This window comes from Pseudomonas sp. GM41(2012) (assembly GCF_000282315.2).
Lineage (GTDB): Bacteria > Pseudomonadota > Gammaproteobacteria > Pseudomonadales > Pseudomonadaceae > Aquipseudomonas.
Map to the genome: position 1 here is coordinate 63,471 of NZ_AKJN02000002.1, position 19,382 is coordinate 82,852.

Genomic DNA, 19,382 nt, shown 5'->3' on the forward strand with positions numbered 1-19,382 from the left:
GAAGCTGACGCAGTTCACATCTATCGAACGACCGCGTACTCGTGTCCGCAGGCCAGGCAATGGCTCAGCCACTCACCCAAGAACATATTCAGCTGGGCCTTTTCGTCCGGCTGATGCATTGAGGCATTCGGGTAAGGATAGATGCCGCGAAAGCGTCGCGCATGTTCGGCGCTGACGACTTCGGCCATGCACGCGTCGTGATAGACCTGAACTTCCAGTTGCGGCACCGGCAGCCACGGCAGGCTGTGTTCCTGGCGCACTTGCAGGGTTGTGGTGTACGGACAGACTTGAAGGACTTCGAGAGCCAGCACGCCGAGCATCTGGTCGCCGTGGGTCACGGCAATGCGCCGCGCCTCCGGCTCGTTGCGCATGTCCGGCAGCAGTCGCATCAGGCGCGCGTAGTTGGCCTCGCAGGAGGCTTGCAGCCCCACGAGGTCGACCCTATAGCGATCGCGCAGTTTGTTTACGACCATAACCCCCTCACTTCAGCGCGGTTCAAAGCTAGCCATTGCAAGGCAATGATGCTGGCCGCGTTGGCAATTCGTCCGTCGCGTACGGCCTGCAGGGCATCTTCGAACGCCCAGACCGTGACGCGGATATCTTCTGCTTCTTCCTCCAGCCCATGCAGGCCGCCGACGCCGGTGCTGTCGCAACGCCCCAGGTACAAGTGAACAAATTCATTGCTGCCGCCCGGCGATGGAAAATATTTGGTCATCGGCCAGAGCGCCCCGAACACAAGCCCAGCTTCCTCCTGCGCTTCGCGGTGAGCAACTTCTTCCGGCACTTCATCCTTGTCGATCAGACCGGCGACCAGTTCGATCAGCCATGGATTGTCGGTTTTGCCCACGGCGCCGACGCGAAACTGCTCGATCAACACCACTTCATCGCGCTGCGGATCGTACGGCAGCACGCACACCGCATCGTGGCGAACGAACACTTCACGATTGATCTCGCGACTCATGCCACCGGCAAACAATTCGTGGCGCAAGTGCACACGATCGAGCTTGTAGAAGCCCTCATAGCACTTTTCGCGCCGAACGATATCAATGGCGGTCGGTATGGCGTTGGCAAAATCAGTCATGACAATCCTCGTTTACTGCAAATCCGTTATGAGGCTCCTTGTTTGTTACTTGCAACCTCGACTTCGCGCCATCCTAACGCGCCCGCGACCTTTGATGCAGCCCCTTTCCAGTCAGCGGGATAGACGGTGAGGGCGAAACCAACTCTAATTAGCTTAGTGGCGAACTGACTGCTTCGTTGATAGTCGAAGCGGATAACTTTTTGCCTTTCCCTGTTTTATGAAGGACGCCCATGTCGCTTTTTAAAATCGCCTCCGTGGCTGCAATCGCCCTGACCCTGGGCGCCTGCCAGAGTTTGTTCCAACCCAACTACCGGACGCCGCTGGAAACTACCCGCGATGCATCCGAAACGCTGAAACCGGGTTGCACAACACCTGACTGCCCGCTGGTGAACATCGATACGCTGCGCTTCCCCGCCGAACCGCAGTTGGACGGCATCGTCGAAAAACGCCTGCTGCAATTGACCCGCACCTCGCCCGACGCCCCGGTAGCGCCGACGCTGGCAGCGTATCGCGAGCAATTTTTGAGCAGTGCCGGCCCGCGTAGCAGCAGTTACCTGCAAGCCAAGGTACGTGAGCAGCATGACGGCTTGGTGATCGTCGAATTTTCCAGCTACCTGGACACCGGCGGTGCTCATGGCACGCCGGGCCGCAGCTTCATCAACTATTCGCGCCAGCAACACAAAGTGCTGACGCTGTCGGACATGTTGGTGCCGGGGCAGGAAGAGGCGTTCTGGAAAGCTGCGCAGGTGGCGCACAACAGTTGGCTGATCAGCACCAAGCTCGATCAGGAGCCAGAGTTCGTGAAGAGCTGGCCCTTCGCCAAAACCCAAAACGTGGCGCTGACGTACGGCGGGGTGATCCTCAAGTACGAAGTGAGCACCATCGCGCCTTACGCGCTGGGTCACGTCGAACTGAAGATCCCTTACCCACGCCTGAACGGCATTCTCAAGCCCGAGCTGTTTCCTGGCCGTAACTGAAGGCCCGACCCAGCACGAGTTGCAGCAGCCCTGCCAGAATCAGTGACGGCAGGGTTGCGCCGATGTCCGGATACAGATTAGCCAGCAAATGATAGGTGCTCACCCCGCCCAACCAGGCGAGCAAGGCCGGCCAGCGCAATGCGGCTGACGCCACGCGAGCACCGCGTTTGCGCAGGATGAAGTGATCCACCAGCACCACGCCGAACAGCGGCGCAAACACCGAACCGATCAACAGCAGGAAGTTCTGATATTGGGCCAGCGGCGCCAGGCACGCGATTAGCGTGCAGATCACGCCGATGGCCAGCGCCAGATGCTCGACCTTCATGCGCAGCAGAATTCCGCTGGAAACGGCTGCCGAGTGAATGTCGGCGAAGGCATTTTCCGACTCGTCCAACAGAATCAGCAGCAGCGGAATCCCCAGGCCCGCACCGGCCAATGCCAACAGCAAGGCATTCACTTCACCGCTCGGCGCAAACGCCAGGGTGTAGGCCACGCCCAAGCTCATCAGCCAGAAGTTACCGATAAAGAAGCCCACTGCCGTGCCGCCAAACACATTTTTCGCACGCTTGCCGAAACGCGAGTAGTCGGCAATCAGCGGCAACCACGAAAGCGGCATGGCGATGGCAATGTCGAAGCCCACGGCGAACGGCATCGAACCATCACCGGCCTGCGCCCACAACGTCGCCAGATCAGCTTTGGCGAACAGGTTCCAGGTCAGCCAGATGCACGCGGCCAGCAGCAACCAGATGCCCCACTTGCGCAGGATCTGACGGACGAATGTCAGCGGACCACTGACGGCCAGCAAGGTCGCCAAACCACCAAAGAACACGGTCCACAGCAGCGGATTGGACAGCAGGCTGCCTTCGCTGAACGCCCGCGCGCCAAGCAGGCTGGCGGCATCGCGCATGACGATGATTTCGAACGAACCCCAACCAATCAGTTGCAGCAGGTTCAGCACGGCCGGCAGGCTCGCGCCTTTTGCACCGAGGCTGAGTTTGAGCGCGGCCATCGACGACAGACCAGTGTCGCTGCCGATCACGCCGACCGCAGCCAGCAAAAGAACACCGACCAGCGTGCCAAGGAAGATCGCCAGCAGCGAGCCGGACAGGCCCAGACCTGGCGCGAGCAATGCACCGGTCTGCAGGACCATCAGGCCGATGCCGAGGGAGAACCACAGGGAAAACAGATCGCGGCCGCCGAAGACACGTTTGTCTGTGGGCACCGCGATATCAGGGGAATACGTGCTGGGTTGAATGCTCAAGGGTGTTATCTCAGAGGGACATTTGTTGTTTTTTTGATCGCTATCGCCAGCAGGCTGGCTCCCACAGGGGACTTGTGAACACCACAAATCCAGTGTGGGAGCCAGCCTGCTGGCGATGGAGCCCTTTCAGGCCCCACCCTTTCGGATCAGATCAAACCTTCTTGTACAGCTGACTGCCTTCCTGTTTGAACCGCTCGGCCTGTTCCGCCAATCCCTGGGCGACTTCGGCATCAACGGTTTCGATCCGCTGGTTGGCCGCGTATTCGCGGACTTCCTGGGTGATCTTCATCGAACAGAATTTCGGCCCGCACATGGAGCAGAAGTGCGCAACCTTGGCCGAATCCTTCGGCAGGGTCTCATCGTGATACGAACGAGCGGTGTCCGGATCGAGGCCCAGGTTGAACTGGTCTTCCCAACGGAATTCGAAACGCGCCTTGCTCAAGGCATTGTCGCGGATCTGCGCGCCCGGATGACCTTTTGCCAGATCGGCGGCATGCGCGGCGATCTTGTAGGTGATGATCCCGGTCTTCACGTCATCCTTGTTCGGCAGACCCAAGTGTTCCTTCGGCGTCACGTAGCAGAGCATCGCGCAACCGAACCAGCCGATCATCGCCGCACCAATACCCGAGGTGATGTGGTCGTAGCCCGGCGCGATGTCCGTGGTCAGCGGGCCGAGGGTGTAGAACGGCGCCTCGTCACAGCATTCCAGCTGCTTGTCCATGTTCTCTTTGATCAACTGCATCGGCACGTGGCCCGGGCCTTCGATCATGCACTGCACGTCGTGTTTCCAGGCGATCTTGGTCAGCTCGCCGAGGGTTTCCAGCTCACCGAATTGCGCCGCGTCGTTGGCGTCGGCAATCGAGCCCGGACGCAGGCCATCACCCAGCGAGAAGCTGACGTCGTAGGCCTTCATGATTTCGCAGATGTCTTCGAAATGGGTGTAGAGGAAGTTTTCTTTGTGATGCGCCAGGCACCACTTGGCCATGATCGAACCGCCACGGGACACAATGCCGGTCACGCGCTTGGCGGTCAGCGGCACGTAGCGCAACAGCACGCCGGCGTGGATGGTGAAGTAGTCGACGCCCTGCTCGGCCTGTTCAATCAGCGTGTCGCGGAACAGCTCCCAGGTCAGGTCTTCGGCAGCGCCGCCGACTTTTTCCAACGCTTGATAGATCGGCACTGTACCGATCGGCACCGGCGAGTTACGGATGATCCACTCGCGGGTTTCGTGGATGTGTTTGCCGGTGGACAGGTCCATGACCGTGTCCGAACCCCAGCGAATGCCCCAGGTCAGTTTCGCCACTTCTTCTTCGATGGACGAACCCAAAGCGCTGTTGCCGATGTTGCCGTTGATCTTCACCAGGAAGTTACGGCCGATGATCATCGGTTCCAGTTCGGTGTGGTTGATGTTGGCCGGAATGATCGCGCGACCGCGGGCGATTTCTTCACGGACGAATTCGGGGGTGATGATTTTCGGCACGCTGGCGCCAAAGCTGTAACCGGCGTGTTGCTGGTCCAGCAGGCCAGCGGCACGAGCCACTTCAAGCTTCATGTTTTCGCGGATGGCGACGTATTCCATCTCGGCGGTGATGATGCCTTTGCGGGCGTAGTGCATCTGGCTGACGTTGGCACCGGCCTTGGCGCGGCGCGGGTTGTTCACGTGGGCGAAACGCAGCTTGGTCAGCTCCGCATCGGCGAGGCGTTCCTGGCCGAAGTTGGAGCTCAGACCTGGCAGGCGCTCGGTGTCGCCACGGGATTCGATCCACGGCGAACGTACATCGGCGAGACCTTTGCGCACGTCGATGATGACGTTGGGGTCGGTGTACGGGCCCGAAGTGTCGTACACAACGACAGGCGCGTTGACCTCACCGCCGAAGTCGGTCGGGGTCACATCAAGGCTGATTTCGCGCATCGGCACGAGGATGTCCGGGCGAGAGCCCTGAACATAGATTTTTTGCGAGCAGGTAAACGGCTGAACCGATTGTTGATCGACTTGGGCCGAATCACTCAGGTTCGTAGTGTTTTTTAGTTTTATCGTCATCACGGGCTCTCCGAACACATCCAGGCAGTGGATTTTTTGTCGGAGCGAACCTGTAAACGAATGGACGCACGGGCGCTGGGAAAACCAGCTGTGCTGTGCTCAGTGCTCGAGGGGTGTTCGATTGTCGAACAACATCCCGGACGAAGCACAAGAGGACTCGCCGGGTGACGAGAAATCTTGTTCCCTACGCAGGCGCTAACCTGATCAGGTTCAACGGGATCCGAAATTATTCGATCTCAGCCTCATAGCAAGGCACCCCGACAAGAACCCGGCCAGTCTAGACACAACTGCCAAAGAACGCCAACACCGCGGTAAACACCATGATGAATGGCGCAATTGCAGGATTGTTGCCATCGTTGCGCACAACTACACTCGCTACGCCATACCGTGCCTTGACGCTGTATGAGCCGCGCCGTAGCCTTGGCGCTCAAATTATCAGCGTAATTTTTTAGGGATGGCCTCATGCTGCGCAAACTCTCACTGGCCCTTGCCGTGTCTTGTGCGTCCAATGGAATGGCCTGGGCAGCAGAAGCGCCCTTATCGACCAAGAACGATCTGGTCAGCGTCTATCAGGAAGCGGTGGACAACAACGCCGACCTTGCTGCAGCCATCGCTCAATATGGCGCCCAGAAAGAAGTCGTGCCCCAGGCCCGCGCCGGGCTGCTGCCGAACCTCTCGGGCGGTGCCGAACTTGCCAACGTGCGCACGGTGATCGATCAGCCTTCGGCTACCGCCAACCGCAATGCTCATTCCTATCAGGCGACCCTGGCGCAACCGCTGTTCCGTGCTGATCGCTGGTTCCAGTTCCAGGCCGCCAAAGACGTTAACGAACAGGCTGCGTTGCAGCTCTCGGCAACCCAGCAGAACCTGATCCTGCAAACTGCCGTCAGCTACTTCAATGTCTTGCGAACCCAGGACAACCTGGCGTCAACCAAGGCCGAAGAAGCCGCGTTCAAGCGCCAGCTCGATCAGTCCAACGAACGCTTCGACGTCGGTCTCTCGGACAAAACTGATGTGCTGCAATCGCAAGCCAGCTACGACACCGCCCGCGCCAACCGAATCGTCGCGCAGCGCCAGGTAGACGATGCGTTCGAAGCCCTGATCACCCTGACCAACCGTCAGTACAACTCGATCTGGGGCATTGCCCATACCTTGCCGATCCTGCCGCCAGCACCGAACGACGCCAAGGCCTGGGTTGATACGGCAGCCAGACAGAACCTCAATCTGCTCGCGAGCAACTACGCCGTCAGCGCCGCCGAAGAAACCCTCAAGCAGCGCAAGGCCGGCCATGCGCCCACCGTGGATGCCGTGGCGAAATACGAGAAAGGTGACAACGACGCCCTGGGCTTCAGCAACCCGAACGCCTTCGGCCAGCCTTACGGTGGCAACGTCGAGCAAACGACGGTTGGCCTGCAACTGAATATCCCGATCTACAGCGGCGGCCTGATCAATTCCCAGGTGCGTCAATCGTATGCGCAGCTGGATCAGTCCGAGCAGCAACGTGAATCCCTGCGCCGGCAAGTGGTGGAAAGCACCCGCAATCTGCATCGCGCCGTGAACACCGACGTCGAGCAGGTGCAGGCGCGCAAGCAGTCGATCATCTCCAACCAGAGCGCGGTGGAAGCGACCGAAATCGGTTATCAGGTGGGCACACGGAACATCGTCGACGTGCTGGATGCCCAGCGTCAGCTGTACACCTCGGTGCGCGACTACAACAACACGCGTTACGACTACATCCTCGACAACCTGCGCTTGAAACAGGCCGCGGGCACGTTGAACCCGGGGGATTTGCAGGATCTGGCGCGCTACCTCAAGGCTGATTACAACCCGGACAAAGACTTCCTGCCGCCGGACCTGGCGAAGGCTGCGGCGGAGCAGTTGAGGGCAAATCCGACGCAGTAAAAAGCGAAAGATCGCAGCCTCGTTTCACTCGACAGCTCCTACAGGATGAATACAAATCCCGTGTAGGAGCTGTCGAGTGAAACGAGGCTGCGATCTTTTTATGTCAAGCGATTCGGTCTAACGCTCGATCAACCGCCCCAACCCATCCAGCAACCGCTGCAACGCGCCCTGATTGGTGCGCATGACTTTCAACCCCGCCTCCGCCATCCGCTGCGCATCGCGCGGCAACTCGAACAGCCGCTGCACCGCCAGCGCCAGACCTTCGGCATCCTCCACTTCCTGCAACGCCCCGGCACTGCGCAGTTGCGCGGCGATTTCGAGGAAGTTAAACAGGTGCGGTCCGCTCAACACTGGTTTGGCCAGCGCCGCCGGCTCCAGCAGGTTGTGCCCGCCGTTCGGCACCAGACTGCCGCCAACAAAAGCGCTGTCGGCCAAGGCATACAGAAACAGCAACTCACCCATGGTGTCGCCCACCAGCACCGAAGTTTGCGCGGTGACCGGGTTGCCAGTGGAGCGACGGACCGTGGCGAAACCCTGTTGCCGACACAGCTCGAACACCGGGTTGAAACGCTCGGGATGGCGCGGCACCAGAATCAGCAACGCATCAGGATGATTGGCCAGCAACTGACGATGAGCCGCCAGCACCACTTCGTCTTCGCCTTCGTGCGTACTGGCCGCAATCCATACCGGACGCTCCTGCGCCTGCCATTGCGCACGTAACTCAGCGGCACGCTGAAGCAGTGCCGGGTCGATGGTCAGGTCGAACTTGATCGAGCCGGTCACTTCCACCGTTTGCGAACGCGCCCCCAAATCGCGGAAGCGCTGGGCCTCGGCCTCGGTCTGCACCGCGAACAGGCTCATCTCGGCGAGCATCGGCTGGGTCAGTTTGCCGAAGCGGCCATAGCCCTTGGCCGAACGCTCGGACAGTCGCGCATTGGCCAGGGCCACGGGAATCCCACGCCTGGCGCACTGATGGATATGGTTCGGCCAGAGCTCGGTTTCCATGATCACCGCCAGTTTCGGCTGGACCCGATCAAGGAATCGCTTCGCTGCGCAAGGCAAGTCGTAAGGCAAATAGCAGTGCTGGATGCGCGGCTCATTGGCGAACAGCGCCTGGATGCGCTCCGAACCGGTCGGAGTCATGCAGGTCACGGTAATGGGCAACTGTGGATAACGCTGCAGCAAGGCGCGAATCATTGGCGCCGCGGCAATGCTTTCGCCCACCGACACCGCGTGCACCCAGATGCCGCCCGTTTTCATCGCCGGTAACCCGAAGGAGAAACGTTCGCCAATGCGCTTGGCGTACGCTGGCGCCTTACGCGCCCGCAGCCACAGCCGAATCGCTACCAGTGGCAGCCCCAGGTAAAACAGCGCGGTGTAGAGAGTTCTATTCATGGCGGCGGAGTTTATCGGCTTTTTTCACCGATCGTCTGCAAGTGCACGGCAAAACGTTCCGCCAACCAACGAGCCGCTGGCCCCAGAGGTTCATCGCGGCGCCAGACCAGCTCCACCACCAGCGCTGGCGGGGTCCATTCGCTGACCAGCTCGACCATCAGATCCTGATACGCCGGGTACTGCACCACGTGACGCGGCAGCCAGGCCCAGCCGAGGCCGCGCACCAGCCATTCAGCCATCACGTAGAAACTGTCGGCCCGCCAGACTTGCGGGCTGGCCGGTTCGCTGCCGGGATAGACACTCGACTGTGTGGACATCAGCAACTGACGATGCTGCGCCAGTTGCTGACAATCGACCTGAGCCTGCTTCGCCAGTGGGTGGCCGACGCCGCACACCGTGACCATTTCAACGCTGCCCAACACCCGCCGCTCGAGCGCTTCGGGAATCTGGTCGTGATAAAACAGCAACCCCAGATCGGCCCGACGCTCCACCAGTTTGCGCGCGACATCGCCCTGGGCCGCGCTGGTCAGCTGCACTTCAAGGCTGGGAAATTGTTGAGCCAGGGCTTCGAAGCTTTCGATGATCGGCTGATAAGGCATCGCTTCATCCTGGGCCACACGCAAACGCGCCTCCTGGCCGCGCATCATGGCCAGCGCCCGACCGTTAAGGCGTTCGCATTGGCGCAGCACTTCCCGCGCCTCATCCAGCAATGCGTTACCGGCCTCGGTGAGTTTCGGCTGGCGGCCGCTGCTACGGTCGAACAGGCTGACGCCCAGGTCCTCTTCCAGCAGCGCAATCGAACTGCTGACCGCCGACTGCGCCTTGCGCTGATCCCGCGCTACCGCAGAAAACGAACGCTGCTCCGCTACGCTGACAAACAGCCGCAGCTGCTCCAGATTCCATTGCGTGTTCATGGCTCAACCCATCTTCAGAACAGATAGGTAATGACTTTACCGCATCTGGAGAATCTCTAAAATGCCGACCTCAGAAAGCAACACTTCACACGAGGACGCACCTATGACCGCTTACTACTACCTGGCCATTGCCATCTGCGCCGAAGTGATCGCCACCGTTTCGATGAAAGCGGTCAAAGGCTTCAGCACCCCGCTGCCGCTGATTCTGGTTATTGTCGGTTATGGCATCGCCTTCTGGATGCTCACGCTGGTGGTGCGTAGCGTTCCGGTCGGCGTGGCTTACGCGGTGTGGGCCGGCATGGGGATCGTGATGGTCAGCGTTGCGGCGCTGTTCATCTACGGGCAGAAACTGGATGTGCCGGCGATGATGGGGATGGCGTTGATTGTGTTGGGCGTCGTTGTCATCCAGCTCTTCTCCAAAACCGCCGGGCATTAAGCGCGCACCCAATCCACTGTGGGAGTGAGCCTGCTCGCGATGGCGGCAGAGCATTCAACATCAATGTTGATTGATCCACCGCTATCGCGAGCAGGCTCGCTCCCACAGGGTTTTGCGTTTGTCCTGTTGATCACCAACAAATCCCCTCTTCGTCGAGTCTGTATACTGCGCCCTCGTCTTGAACACTGAGGTCGCTGCATGCCATCCGTTATTTCCACCGACGTTCTGATTGTCGGCGCTGGTGTCGCCGGCCTCTGGCTGAATGCGCGCCTGCGTCGCCAGGGTTTTTCGACCGTGCTGGTGGAAAGCGCCAGCCTCGGTGGCGGGCAAAGCTTGAAATCCCAAGGCATCATCCATGGCGGCGCCAAGTACGCATTGCATGGCGCCCTGACCGGCGCCTCGGAAGCCATCGCCGACATGCCTCGACGCTGGCGCGCAGCCCTGGCCGGTGACGGCGAACTGGACCTGACCGGCGTGCGCCTGCTGTCCGAAGCCCATTACCTCTGGTCCCCTGGCACGATCGCCGGCAATCTCACCAGTTTCTTCGCCAGTAAAGCGGTGCGCGGCCGCGTCGATCAGGTCAAGGGCGAGCAATTGCCGCCCGCCCTGCAAGACAAGCGTTTCAAGGGCAAGGTCTATCGCTTGGCGGAACTGGTGATCGACGTGCCGAGCCTGATCCGGCGCCTGGCCGATCTGGCGGGTGATGGCCTGCTCGCCGGTCAGAACATCGAACCGTTGCTGGAGGGTGGAAAACTGGTCGGCCTGAAGGTCGACGAGCGCGAGATTCGCGCCCAGCGCATCGTCTTGAGCGCCGGTGCCGGCACGGCTGCGCTGCTCGAAGCCCTGGGCTTGAGCCAGCCCGCCATGCAACGCCGGCCGTTGCACATGATCATCGCCAAAGGTCCGGGCCTCAAACCCCTATATGCCCACTGCCTGGGCGGCGGTACCAAGCCGCGCATCACCGTGACCACCCATCCGGCCGCCGATGGTCAATGGGTCTGGTACCTGGGCGGCGATATCGCTGAAGCCGAAGGTGTCGCCCGCGAACCCGCCGAGCAAATTGCCACCGCGCAGAAAGAACTCGGCCAGTTGCTGCCATGGATCGACCTGAGCACAGCGCAATGGGCCACCCTTCGAGTGGATCGCGCCGAGCCGTTGCAATCGGGAATGACCCGTCCTGACAATGCATTCCTTGCCGAAGAAGGCCGGCTGCTGGTCGGTTGGCCAACCAAACTGGCGCTGGCTCCGGACTTTGCTGATCGCGTCATCGCATCCTTGCAGCGCGACGGCATCCAGCCAAGCCATCCGGCGCCGCTGCCCGACCTGCCTAAGCCGCCGATGGGCGTCCCTGCCTGGGAGCAACTGCTGCCATGAGCCAACCGACCCTGCACGATCTGCTTCGCCCGCTGGGTAGCACCGGCCTGCTGGTTTCGCCACTGGGCCTGGGCACGGTAAAACTCGGCCGCGACCAAGGCGTGAAGTACCCCAACGGCTTCCAGATTCCCGATGACGACGAAGCGCGCATGCTGCTCAAACTTGCGCGCGACCTGGGCATCAACCTGATCGACACGGCCCCGGCCTATGGCCGCAGCGAGGAACGCCTCGGTCCATTGCTGCGGGGTCAGCGCCAGGATTGGGTGATCGTCAGCAAGGTCGGCGAAGAGTTTGCCGACGGTCAGTCCAGCCACGATTTCAGCGCCGCCCACACCCGGCTGTCGGTGGAACGTAGCCTCCAACGGCTGGAAACGGACTTCATCGATCTGGTGCTGGTGCACTCCGACGGCAACGACCTGGTCATCCTCAACGACAGTGAAGCCTATGCGACCCTCGCCGAGCTGAAGAGCGAAGGCAAGATTCGCGGTTTCGGTTTTTCCGGCAAAACCGTCGAAGGTGGTTTGAAGGCTCTGGAACAAGGTGATTGCGCGATGGTCACCTACAATCTGAACGAGCAGAACGAGAAGCCGGTCATTGACTATGCTGCTGCTCACGGCAAAGCCATTCTGGTCAAAAAAGCCCTCGCCAGCGGTCATGTTTGCCTGAGCCCGGGGGTGGACCCTGTCCGCGCCAGCTTCGAGTTGTTGTTTGAACATCCGGGTGTTGCCAGTGCTATTGTCGGGACCATTAATCCGCTGCACCTCGCCCATAACGTCGCGACCGTTGCCCAGGTCCTACGTAGAAACTGATGCCGCCCACGCGGCCTTAAGCAGGAGCCGACATGCCGCGTACGCTCATAAGAAAGAACCCGAGCAACTTCAAGACCCTGCCGTTATTCGTCGAAGCGACTCCCGAAGGCCTGAGTTATCAAAGCGTCGGGATGCCACTCAATTTCTCCCAGACGCTGCAACGTCGCCGCCCGGTGACGGTCGCCGACACTCAGCGGTTTTCGCTGGAGCTGGCCAACCTCGGGGTTTCGGTGCGCCTGACCCTGCATTGGCAGAACCGCGATTACTGGGTGTTGGTGCGTCAGCGTCGGCAAGACCGCGGCGACGTGGTGCTCAAACTGATATCCGGTTACGTGCCCGCCCATGAGCTGAACCTGCCGCTGCACACCGCGATTCAGGAAATTGCCGAAGAGTGCCTGCTGGAAACCCCGGAAGGCTGGCTCGGCGGGCGTTTCAACGACACCTGGCTGCCGGCGCCCTACTCGTCCGCGCTGCATTACCGTGAAGCCCTGCCGTTTCGCCTGACGCCGTTGTCCGGTTCGGCGCGGCCGGTGCGTTGCGCCAAGATGCAGTTGATCGAACGCCCGCGGGCTTACGTGCATTTGCCCACGGCCTCGCTGCAATTGATCTATGACTTGCGTCTGGACGTGCCCAAGGAGGCCAAATCCCTGAGCCTGTTCCATGTCGACGAACGACTGGAAGGCGATCAGCTGGTGGCCCGGCTCGATCGGAAACGTCCCGATTTGTACTTGATGCCGCTGCAGGACGGCCAGCCGATGGCTGAGCTCTATACCTTGAAAAAGGATCAGCTGTACCCGGCGAGTACTCGCGGGTTGTACCTGGCAGAGAGTTTTGCCCAGCAGGAAGGCTGGCTGGTGAGGGATGAGCGGATTCGCTGGAAGGATTGGGTGCGGCAACAGGGCTTGAGCCCACCGGGGAAAGATTCAGGTTTGGCGCGGTTACGTGGGAAGGCGAAGCAATTGCTGAAGAGAATCGTACCGCGGAAAAAAGTCAGCTCTTGAAAGCAAAAGATCGCAGCCTCGTTTCACTCGACAGCTCCTACATTGGAATGCGATTCCCTGTAGGAGCTGTCGAGTGAAACGAGGCTGCGATCTTTTAGGCTTCACTCGGATTGACGGATTTTCTCGACAATCGCGGTAGTCGAGCTGTTTTCCACCAGCCCCAGCACTTTCACCGTTCCGCCGTAAGCGGTCACGATGTCTGCGCCGACAACCTGCTCGATTCCATAGTCCCCGCCCTTGACCAGCACATCCGGCTTGACCTCGCGCAGCAGGTTTTCCGGAGTGCCTTCAGCAAAGCTGATCACCCAATCCACGGCGCCCAGACCTGCCAGTACGGCCATGCGACGGTCGACGCTGTTGATCGGACGACCCGGGCCTTTCAGGCGGCTGACCGACGCATCGTCATTGACCGCCACGATCAAGCGATCGCCCTGAGCCCGCGCCTGTTCGAGGTAGGTCACGTGGCCGGCGTGCAAAATGTCAAAGCAGCCGTTGGTGAAGACGATCTTCTCTTTATGCGCACGCGCATCATCGACCGCCAGCAACAGCTGCTCCAGGCCGAGTACACCGCGTTCCGAACCTTCTTCACGCTGGATGGCGCGACGCAGTTCCGGTGCGCTGATGGCTGCCGTACCGAGTTTGCCGACCACGATACCCGCTGCCAGGTTGGCCAGGGCCACCGCGTGCGGCAGTTCTTCGCCAGCGGCAATGGCGGCCGCCAGGGTGGAAATCACCGTGTCGCCGGCACCGGTCACATCGAATACTTCACGGGCACGGGCCGGCAGGTGCAACGCCGGATGATCCGGACGCAACAGGGTCATGCCGTGTTCGCCGCGGGTCACCAGCAATGCGCCGAGGTCAAGGTCGTGCATCAGCTGCGCGCCCTTGCTCACCAGTTCGTGCTCATCGGCGCAACCGCCGACGATGGTTTCGAATTCGCTGAGGTTCGGGGTGATCAGGCTCGCACCCCGGTAGATCGAGAAATCCTTGCCCTTGGGATCGGCCAGCACCGGAATGCCACGGGCACGTGCCGCCTGGATCAGCACCTGATGGTTTCTCAGCGCGCCTTTGCCATAGTCGGACAGCACCAGCACTTTGATGCCTTCGAGCAATTCGTCGACTTGCTCGCCCAACGCCAACGCGTCGGTGGCGAAAGGTTCTTCGAAGTCGATACGCAGCAGTTGCTGGTGACGGCTCATGACCCGCAGCTTGACGATGGTCGGTTGGTGCGCAATGCGCTGGAACAACGCCCGTACGCCAGCGCCTTTGAGGCTATTGGCCAGACTGTCGGCGGCTTCATCGTCGCCGGTCACGCCGACCAGCGAGGCCGGGGCGCCGAGGGCGGCAATGTTCAACGCAACGTTGGCGGCACCGCCCGGGCGGTCCTCGATTTGCTCGACCTTGACTACCGGTACCGGCGCCTCAGGGGAAATCCGTGAGGTACCACCATGCCAGTAACGGTCGAGCATGACATCGCCGACCACCAAGACAGGGGCTTGATCGAATCGCGGCATGGACAACTTCATGGAGCAACCCACATACAAAATGAACAGGGGCGCGATATTAACACAGGGTTGGCGTGGGCTTGCGCATGGCATTGATGAGAGGATTTTTTGCGGCCGCCACCCCTCGGTGGCGGCCAGCGGGGGTCAGGCGATACCCGCAGTAACCGGCTCGTCCAGGCCCATCGCATGCAGGCGCGAGTAGTAGCCGTTTTGCGCCAGCAGTTGAGCGTGGGTGCCGCGCTCGACAATTTCGCCATGATCCATGACCAGGATCAGGTCGGCTTTCTCGATGGTCGACAACCGGTGAGCAATCACCAGTGTGGTGCGACCTTTCATGACCTGATCCAGTGCCGCCTGAATATGCCGCTCGGACTCGGTATCGAGTGCCGACGTTGCCTCGTCGAGAATCAGCAACGGGGCGTTCTTCAACAAGGCCCGGGCAATCGCCAGGCGCTGACGCTGGCCACCGGACAGCAACACGCCGTTTTCGCCGACCTGGGTGTCCAGGCCTTGCGGCATCTCCGAGATAAAGTCCATCGCGTAAGCATCCGTGGCGGCCTTTTCAATGTCGGCACGTGGTGCGCCGGCCAGGTCACCGTAAGCGATGTTGTTGGCGATGGTGTCGTTGAACAGGGTCACATGCTGCGTCACCTGCGCCACGTGCCGACGCAGATTGCGCAAACGATAATCTTCGATTTCCACGTCATCGAGCATGATTTCGCCGGTTTCGTGGTGATAGAAACGCGGAATCAGGCTGGCCAGGGTCGACTTGCCGCTACCCGAGCGACCGACCAGGGCGATCATTTGCCCCGGTGCCGCCGTGAAGTTGATGTTCTTCAGCACTTCACGCTCGGTCCCTGGATAGGTGAAGCTCAGGTTGCGCACTTCCAGGTGGCCGCTGACGCGATCGCGCTCGACGGTACCCTGGTCAATCTCGGGCTCGACGTCCAGTTGCTCGAAAATGCTCTCGGCACCGGCAACGCCTTTCTGGATTGTCGAGCTGACTTCCGACAGCTGCCGAATCGGCTTGGGCAACAGGCCCGCCGCGGTGATGTAGGCCACCAGGTCACCGGCGGTGGCATCGCCGCGCAGGAACAGCACCAGGAACATCAGCACCGCCATGGCGGTGTAGATCACCAATTGCAGCATGGGCGTGTAGACCGCACCGGTCTTGGTCATGCGCAGTTGCTTGTCGGTGTTGCCCTGGCTGGCTTCGGCGAAACGACGCTCTTCATAGCTCTCGCCACCAAAGCTGCGCACCACGCGATAGCCCTGGATGGTTTCGGAGGCCACGTGAGTCACGTCGCCCATCGCCACCTGGATTTTCTTGCTCTGCTTGCGGAATTTTTTGCTGGTGCTGCTCACCATAATCGCGATGATTGGCAGGATCGCCAGCATCACCAGGGTCAGTTTCCAGTTCATCCACAACAGGTAAGCGAACAGGAACACCACGGTCAGGCCTTCACGAATGACCACTTTGATGGCGTCCGTGGCAGCACCGGTGACCATGGTCACGTTGAAGGTGATGCGCGAAATCAGGTGCCCGGAGTTATGGGTGTCGAAATAACGGTTGGGCAATACCAGCAACTTGTTGAACAGCTCGACACGCAAGTCGTGGACCAGCCCCAACGACACTTTGGCCAGGTAATAGTTACCCAGGAACGATCCCAGGCCTTGCCAGGCGGCGATCAGGATGATCAGCAGCGGCACGGCCATCAGCAACTGCAAGTCTTGCAGATAGGGAACAGTCGGGAAGAGCACCGCTTCGGGGTTGCTCAGGCCATCGACAAAATATTTGAGAATCCCTGCAAGCATGGGTTGCGTCGAGGCAAAAATCACAAAGCCAACGATACTGATGGCAAACATGCCCCAGTACGGGCGCACATACGACAGCAGGCGCAGGTAAATCTTCAAGCTCGACGGCGCAGGCGAATCAGGGCTGGTCATGAGAACCCGTTGTATGAGAAAAGAGCCCGCGAGTGTAACACAGGCCATTTTAGTCGCTGAGCTGCGGTAACATGGCCGGCTATCCATGCCTCACGGCGCCCAACCCGGAGTTTTGATGCAAGCGCTTGATCACACCCGATATCTCGCCCTGCGCGAGGGAGCACAAGTCCTTGAAGCGGATGGTTCGGGGGACAAGGTTCTGCGGTTGACGGACGGTTCAATACTCAAACTGTTTCGCCGCAAACGCCTGCTGACGTCGGCCGCGTGGTACCCGTACGCCAAACGCTTTGCCGACAACTGCGATGCGTTGCGTGAACGGCACATCCCCTGCCCGTCGATTCGTCAGGTTTACCGTATTGCGAGTATCGAGCGCGATGCGGTGCACTACGATCCGCTGCCGGGCCAGACCCTGCGTCAGCTGCTGGACATCGAGGGCGATGCCGATCCGTTGCGCGGCCAATTAGGGGCCTTCATGGCCACTTTGCATGAGCGGGGGATTTATTTTCGCTCGGCGCACCTGGGCAACATCGTGCTCACACCCGAGCATCAGTTGGGCCTGATCGACATCGCCGACATGCGGGTGTATCGACGTCCGCTGCGCAAGACTCTGCGACTGCGCAACTTCAAGCATATGGTGCGCTACCCGCAAGATCGGCAATGGCTGCTCGAGGGTCGCGGCGAAGTCTTCATGCACAATTATGGCCAGACCCAGAGCATCTGCTCCCCGGAGGAGCTGAGCGTCGCCCTGCAAAAAATAATCTGATGACCTTCGCCTCCGGGGAGGAGGCGAAGGTCAGGCATTACGCCAGCGCAGGTTGCCGCGTTCTCATTACGCGAGACAGGATCATCGCGGCGGGCAGCAGCACCAGTGGCCACAACTCGTCAGGGTTACCTATCAGCAAACTGCCATCAAAGTTCAGCATCACCAGCGCACACGCCAGGTACATTCCCCACACGTCTCGCAGACGCCAGGCCTGCCAAAGGGATGCGGCCATCAGCGCAACGAACAACACCAGCGCGACCCCGCCGCTGTAAAGCCCCAGCGCTACGAAAATGTTGTGCGGATGCTGAATCGGCATCCAGCCATCGAGCATCTGGGCGGTGTGAAAGCCGATGCCACAGCCCAGTACCCAGCCGCAGTTGCGCCACTCGCCGACCATGATATGGAAAATCTCGAGGCGGTACGAATCACCTCGGTTCCAGAGGGACTGGTACCAGGCTTCGTTGTGCACCACCAGGAACAGCAGGCCCAAAACAATTGCGCAAATTGCCACCGCACCGCCTACCAGCCGCGGCCTGTGGTAAATACCGTAAAGCACCCAGAGACCAAACAGGAAAGCAGCCCCCACAAACGCAGTGCGCGTCTGCAGGACGAAGGCTACCGCGAACACCGACAAAACGATGGCCAGGCCAGCTTCGATGTACTTTCGCGTCCTGAGCCAGACTGGCAGCGCCAGCGCCAACGAACAGAACAGCCAAATGCTGGCGTAGATGACGTTATCCAGGCGTGCCGGGAGCAGCGCCACGCGGCTGCCGACGGCGAATTCACCGGTTGCCCAACCGTAGAGCGAGCTGCTGAAGATGTACAACGTCAGAATCCAGAACTGAGCGCGGACAAACGCCGCACTGCGGAAGAACTGCGGATCGGTAAAGGCGCCGACCACCATGACGAACATCAGTACATAGAAGACGTGTTTGTAGAACTGCATCTGCCCTGCAATCGTCGCAGGTACCAGAAACCAAAGAATGAACGCCAGCCAACCCCAAGCCAGCGGTTCCTTGAGCAAGCCCGCACCGCGCTCCTTGATCAGGAAGACCAGGCCCGGCAATGCCATCAGGACGTAGAACAGGTTGTTGGTCCACTTCGACGACCAGCCCACCACAAAGCTCAAAAGAAACAGACAGAGCACCGTTCCGAAATATGCCATGGTGTTTTTTCCTGACCGCATGCCGCTAAATTCCATGTAACACCCAACCTATTGCAAGACCCGAGATAAGAGCGGCCATCAGCTTCAGCCGTTCAAGACGTTTACGCCGTAGTTTGTTCAGCCGATCCTTGGGAACTACCACATGCTCACCGAAGCCGGTGTGCAATACCGCGTCGTTTTCCAGAATCAACGCATAACGGTTTTCGCCAGCATACCGACGCGACAACTCCTTTTCGCCGGAAAATGCGGAATACGGTGCATGTGTCAAGTAATCCGCGCGACGGCGCAGCCCTGGATTAAAGGAAAAACCTTGCCACTCGGCTTTTTGCGAGCCCAGTACGTAGAAAGGAATGCCATGGCTGACTTTGCGTTCGTTCAGGAACACGTAAGGACTGTGAACCATCAGGTCATGATTGAAGCTGCGCAGCCACACCTGCAGTGCCTGCGGATCTTCCTCCAGCAGGCATTGGGACTCTTCGATGAACCCTTCGCGGTAGAAGTCCCAATCGTCTTCACAGTGAAAAATCCACGATGTCTGCACTTGAGCATAAGCGGCATCGATAGATCGCAACTGCCCCAGGCGCGGGTTGTTGATGAAGAACTGGGTATGCGCCCTCCAGTGCTCAGGAATACAAGCCTCTACGGCGCTGTCGCCGGAGTCCTCTGTAATGAACACTTTACGGATGGGAGCTGTGTTGAACCGGTCGAACGTCTCGAGGGTACGCTTCAACAGATCGAAGCGACCGCAACTAGTGATTACTACCGAAATGTCGCTAGTCTCGCTGAACACCATTTATTTACACCGCACCTT

At 60.0% G+C, this 19,382-nt stretch carries 17 protein-coding genes and 1 riboswitch; of the genes, 7 read left to right on the forward strand and 10 right to left on the reverse strand.

Annotation, left to right across the window (positions count from 1 at the left end; all coding sequences use genetic code 11):
- Positions 1 to 20: 20 nt before the first annotated feature.
- Positions 21 to 473, reverse strand: a complete 453-nt coding sequence (locus tag PMI27_RS28550) for a DUF1249 domain-containing protein (protein ID WP_008153350.1) — start codon at positions 471 to 473, stop codon at positions 21 to 23.
- Positions 464 to 1,081 carry an NUDIX domain-containing protein gene (locus PMI27_RS28545; protein WP_008153356.1) on the reverse strand — a complete coding sequence of 206 codons (618 nt, stop codon included), beginning with the start codon at positions 1,079 to 1,081 and terminating at the stop codon, positions 464 to 466. Before PMI27_RS28545 ends, PMI27_RS28550 begins: the two co-directional genes overlap by 10 nt.
- A 230-nt stretch (positions 1,082 to 1,311) precedes the next feature.
- On the opposite strand from PMI27_RS28545, the gene PMI27_RS28540 reads away from it, so the two are divergent.
- Entirely contained in the window at positions 1,312 to 2,058 is a 747-nt protein-coding gene (locus PMI27_RS28540) for an RsiV family protein (RefSeq protein WP_008153361.1), read from the forward strand.
- Here PMI27_RS28540 and cytX read toward each other — a convergent pair.
- Positions 2,027 to 3,319 (reverse strand): putative hydroxymethylpyrimidine transporter CytX, encoded by a 1,293-nt coding sequence (gene cytX, locus PMI27_RS28535; RefSeq protein ID WP_008153362.1) that lies wholly within the window; start codon positions 3,317 to 3,319, stop codon positions 2,027 to 2,029. The two genes, PMI27_RS28540 and cytX, sit on opposite strands and share 32 nt — an antisense overlap.
- Positions 3,320 to 3,470: 151 nt before the next feature.
- The gene (gene thiC, locus PMI27_RS28530; RefSeq protein ID WP_008153363.1) at positions 3,471 to 5,360 is read right to left on the reverse strand and encodes a phosphomethylpyrimidine synthase ThiC; all 1,890 of its coding nucleotides are present in this window, start codon (positions 5,358 to 5,360) and stop codon (positions 3,471 to 3,473) included.
- A gap of 164 nt (positions 5,361 to 5,524) precedes the next feature.
- Positions 5,525 to 5,630: riboswitch (TPP riboswitch) on the reverse strand.
- Positions 5,631 to 5,822: 192 nt separating this feature from the next.
- On the opposite strand from thiC, the gene PMI27_RS28525 reads away from it, so the two are divergent.
- Positions 5,823 to 7,262, forward strand: coding sequence for a TolC family outer membrane protein (locus PMI27_RS28525; RefSeq protein ID WP_024164512.1), 1,440 nt, complete (start codon positions 5,823 to 5,825; stop codon positions 7,260 to 7,262).
- A gap of 117 nt (positions 7,263 to 7,379) precedes the next feature.
- Here the strand turns inward: PMI27_RS28525 and waaA are convergent, their stop codons facing one another.
- Positions 7,380 to 8,657: a lipid IV(A) 3-deoxy-D-manno-octulosonic acid transferase gene (waaA, locus tag PMI27_RS28520; RefSeq protein WP_008146217.1), complete on the reverse strand. Its 1,278-nt coding sequence runs from the start codon at positions 8,655 to 8,657 to the stop codon at positions 7,380 to 7,382.
- Between the two features lie 11 nt (positions 8,658 to 8,668).
- On the reverse strand, positions 8,669 to 9,571 hold the full coding sequence (locus PMI27_RS28515; protein ID WP_008146219.1) for a LysR family transcriptional regulator: 903 nt from the start codon (positions 9,569 to 9,571) through the stop codon (positions 8,669 to 8,671).
- A 103-nt stretch (positions 9,572 to 9,674) separates the two neighbouring features.
- On the opposite strand from PMI27_RS28515, the gene PMI27_RS28510 reads away from it, so the two are divergent.
- From PMI27_RS28510 to PMI27_RS28495, 4 genes are all read left to right on the forward strand, one after another.
- Positions 9,675 to 10,007 (forward strand): DMT family transporter, encoded by a 333-nt coding sequence (locus PMI27_RS28510; RefSeq protein WP_008146221.1) that lies wholly within the window; start codon positions 9,675 to 9,677, stop codon positions 10,005 to 10,007.
- 198 nt (positions 10,008 to 10,205) lie between these two features.
- The gene (locus PMI27_RS28505; protein ID WP_008146223.1) at positions 10,206 to 11,381 is read left to right on the forward strand and encodes an NAD(P)/FAD-dependent oxidoreductase; all 1,176 of its coding nucleotides are present in this window, start codon (positions 10,206 to 10,208) and stop codon (positions 11,379 to 11,381) included.
- Positions 11,378 to 12,190 carry an aldo/keto reductase gene (locus PMI27_RS28500; protein WP_008146224.1) on the forward strand — a complete coding sequence of 271 codons (813 nt, stop codon included), beginning with the start codon at positions 11,378 to 11,380 and terminating at the stop codon, positions 12,188 to 12,190. The genes PMI27_RS28505 and PMI27_RS28500 overlap by 4 nt, the downstream gene beginning before the upstream one ends.
- Before the next feature lie 32 nt (positions 12,191 to 12,222).
- A complete protein-coding gene (locus tag PMI27_RS28495; protein ID WP_008146227.1) occupies positions 12,223 to 13,191 on the forward strand; it encodes a hypothetical protein in 969 nt (322 codons plus the stop codon).
- A 101-nt stretch (positions 13,192 to 13,292) separates the two neighbouring features.
- Here the strand turns inward: PMI27_RS28495 and hldE are convergent, their stop codons facing one another.
- Both hldE and msbA read right to left on the reverse strand, forming a co-directional pair.
- On the reverse strand, positions 13,293 to 14,717 hold the full coding sequence (gene hldE, locus PMI27_RS28490; protein ID WP_008146229.1) for a bifunctional D-glycero-beta-D-manno-heptose-7-phosphate kinase/D-glycero-beta-D-manno-heptose 1-phosphate adenylyltransferase HldE: 1,425 nt from the start codon (positions 14,715 to 14,717) through the stop codon (positions 13,293 to 13,295).
- Positions 14,718 to 14,840: 123 nt separating this feature from the next.
- Positions 14,841 to 16,643 carry a lipid A export permease/ATP-binding protein MsbA gene (msbA, locus tag PMI27_RS28485; RefSeq protein ID WP_008146231.1) on the reverse strand — a complete coding sequence of 601 codons (1,803 nt, stop codon included), beginning with the start codon at positions 16,641 to 16,643 and terminating at the stop codon, positions 14,841 to 14,843.
- A gap of 115 nt (positions 16,644 to 16,758) precedes the next feature.
- On the opposite strand from msbA, the gene PMI27_RS28480 reads away from it, so the two are divergent.
- Positions 16,759 to 17,406 (forward strand): hypothetical protein, encoded by a 648-nt coding sequence (locus PMI27_RS28480; RefSeq protein ID WP_008146233.1) that lies wholly within the window; start codon positions 16,759 to 16,761, stop codon positions 17,404 to 17,406.
- 37 nt (positions 17,407 to 17,443) lie between these two features.
- On the opposite strand, the gene PMI27_RS28475 is transcribed toward PMI27_RS28480, so the two are convergent.
- Positions 17,444 to 18,571 (reverse strand): hypothetical protein, encoded by a 1,128-nt coding sequence (locus tag PMI27_RS28475; protein ID WP_008146235.1) that lies wholly within the window; start codon positions 18,569 to 18,571, stop codon positions 17,444 to 17,446.
- A 25-nt stretch (positions 18,572 to 18,596) separates the two neighbouring features.
- The gene (locus PMI27_RS28470; RefSeq protein WP_008146237.1) at positions 18,597 to 19,364 is read right to left on the reverse strand and encodes a hypothetical protein; all 768 of its coding nucleotides are present in this window, start codon (positions 19,362 to 19,364) and stop codon (positions 18,597 to 18,599) included.
- Positions 19,365 to 19,382: the final 18 nt, after the last annotated feature.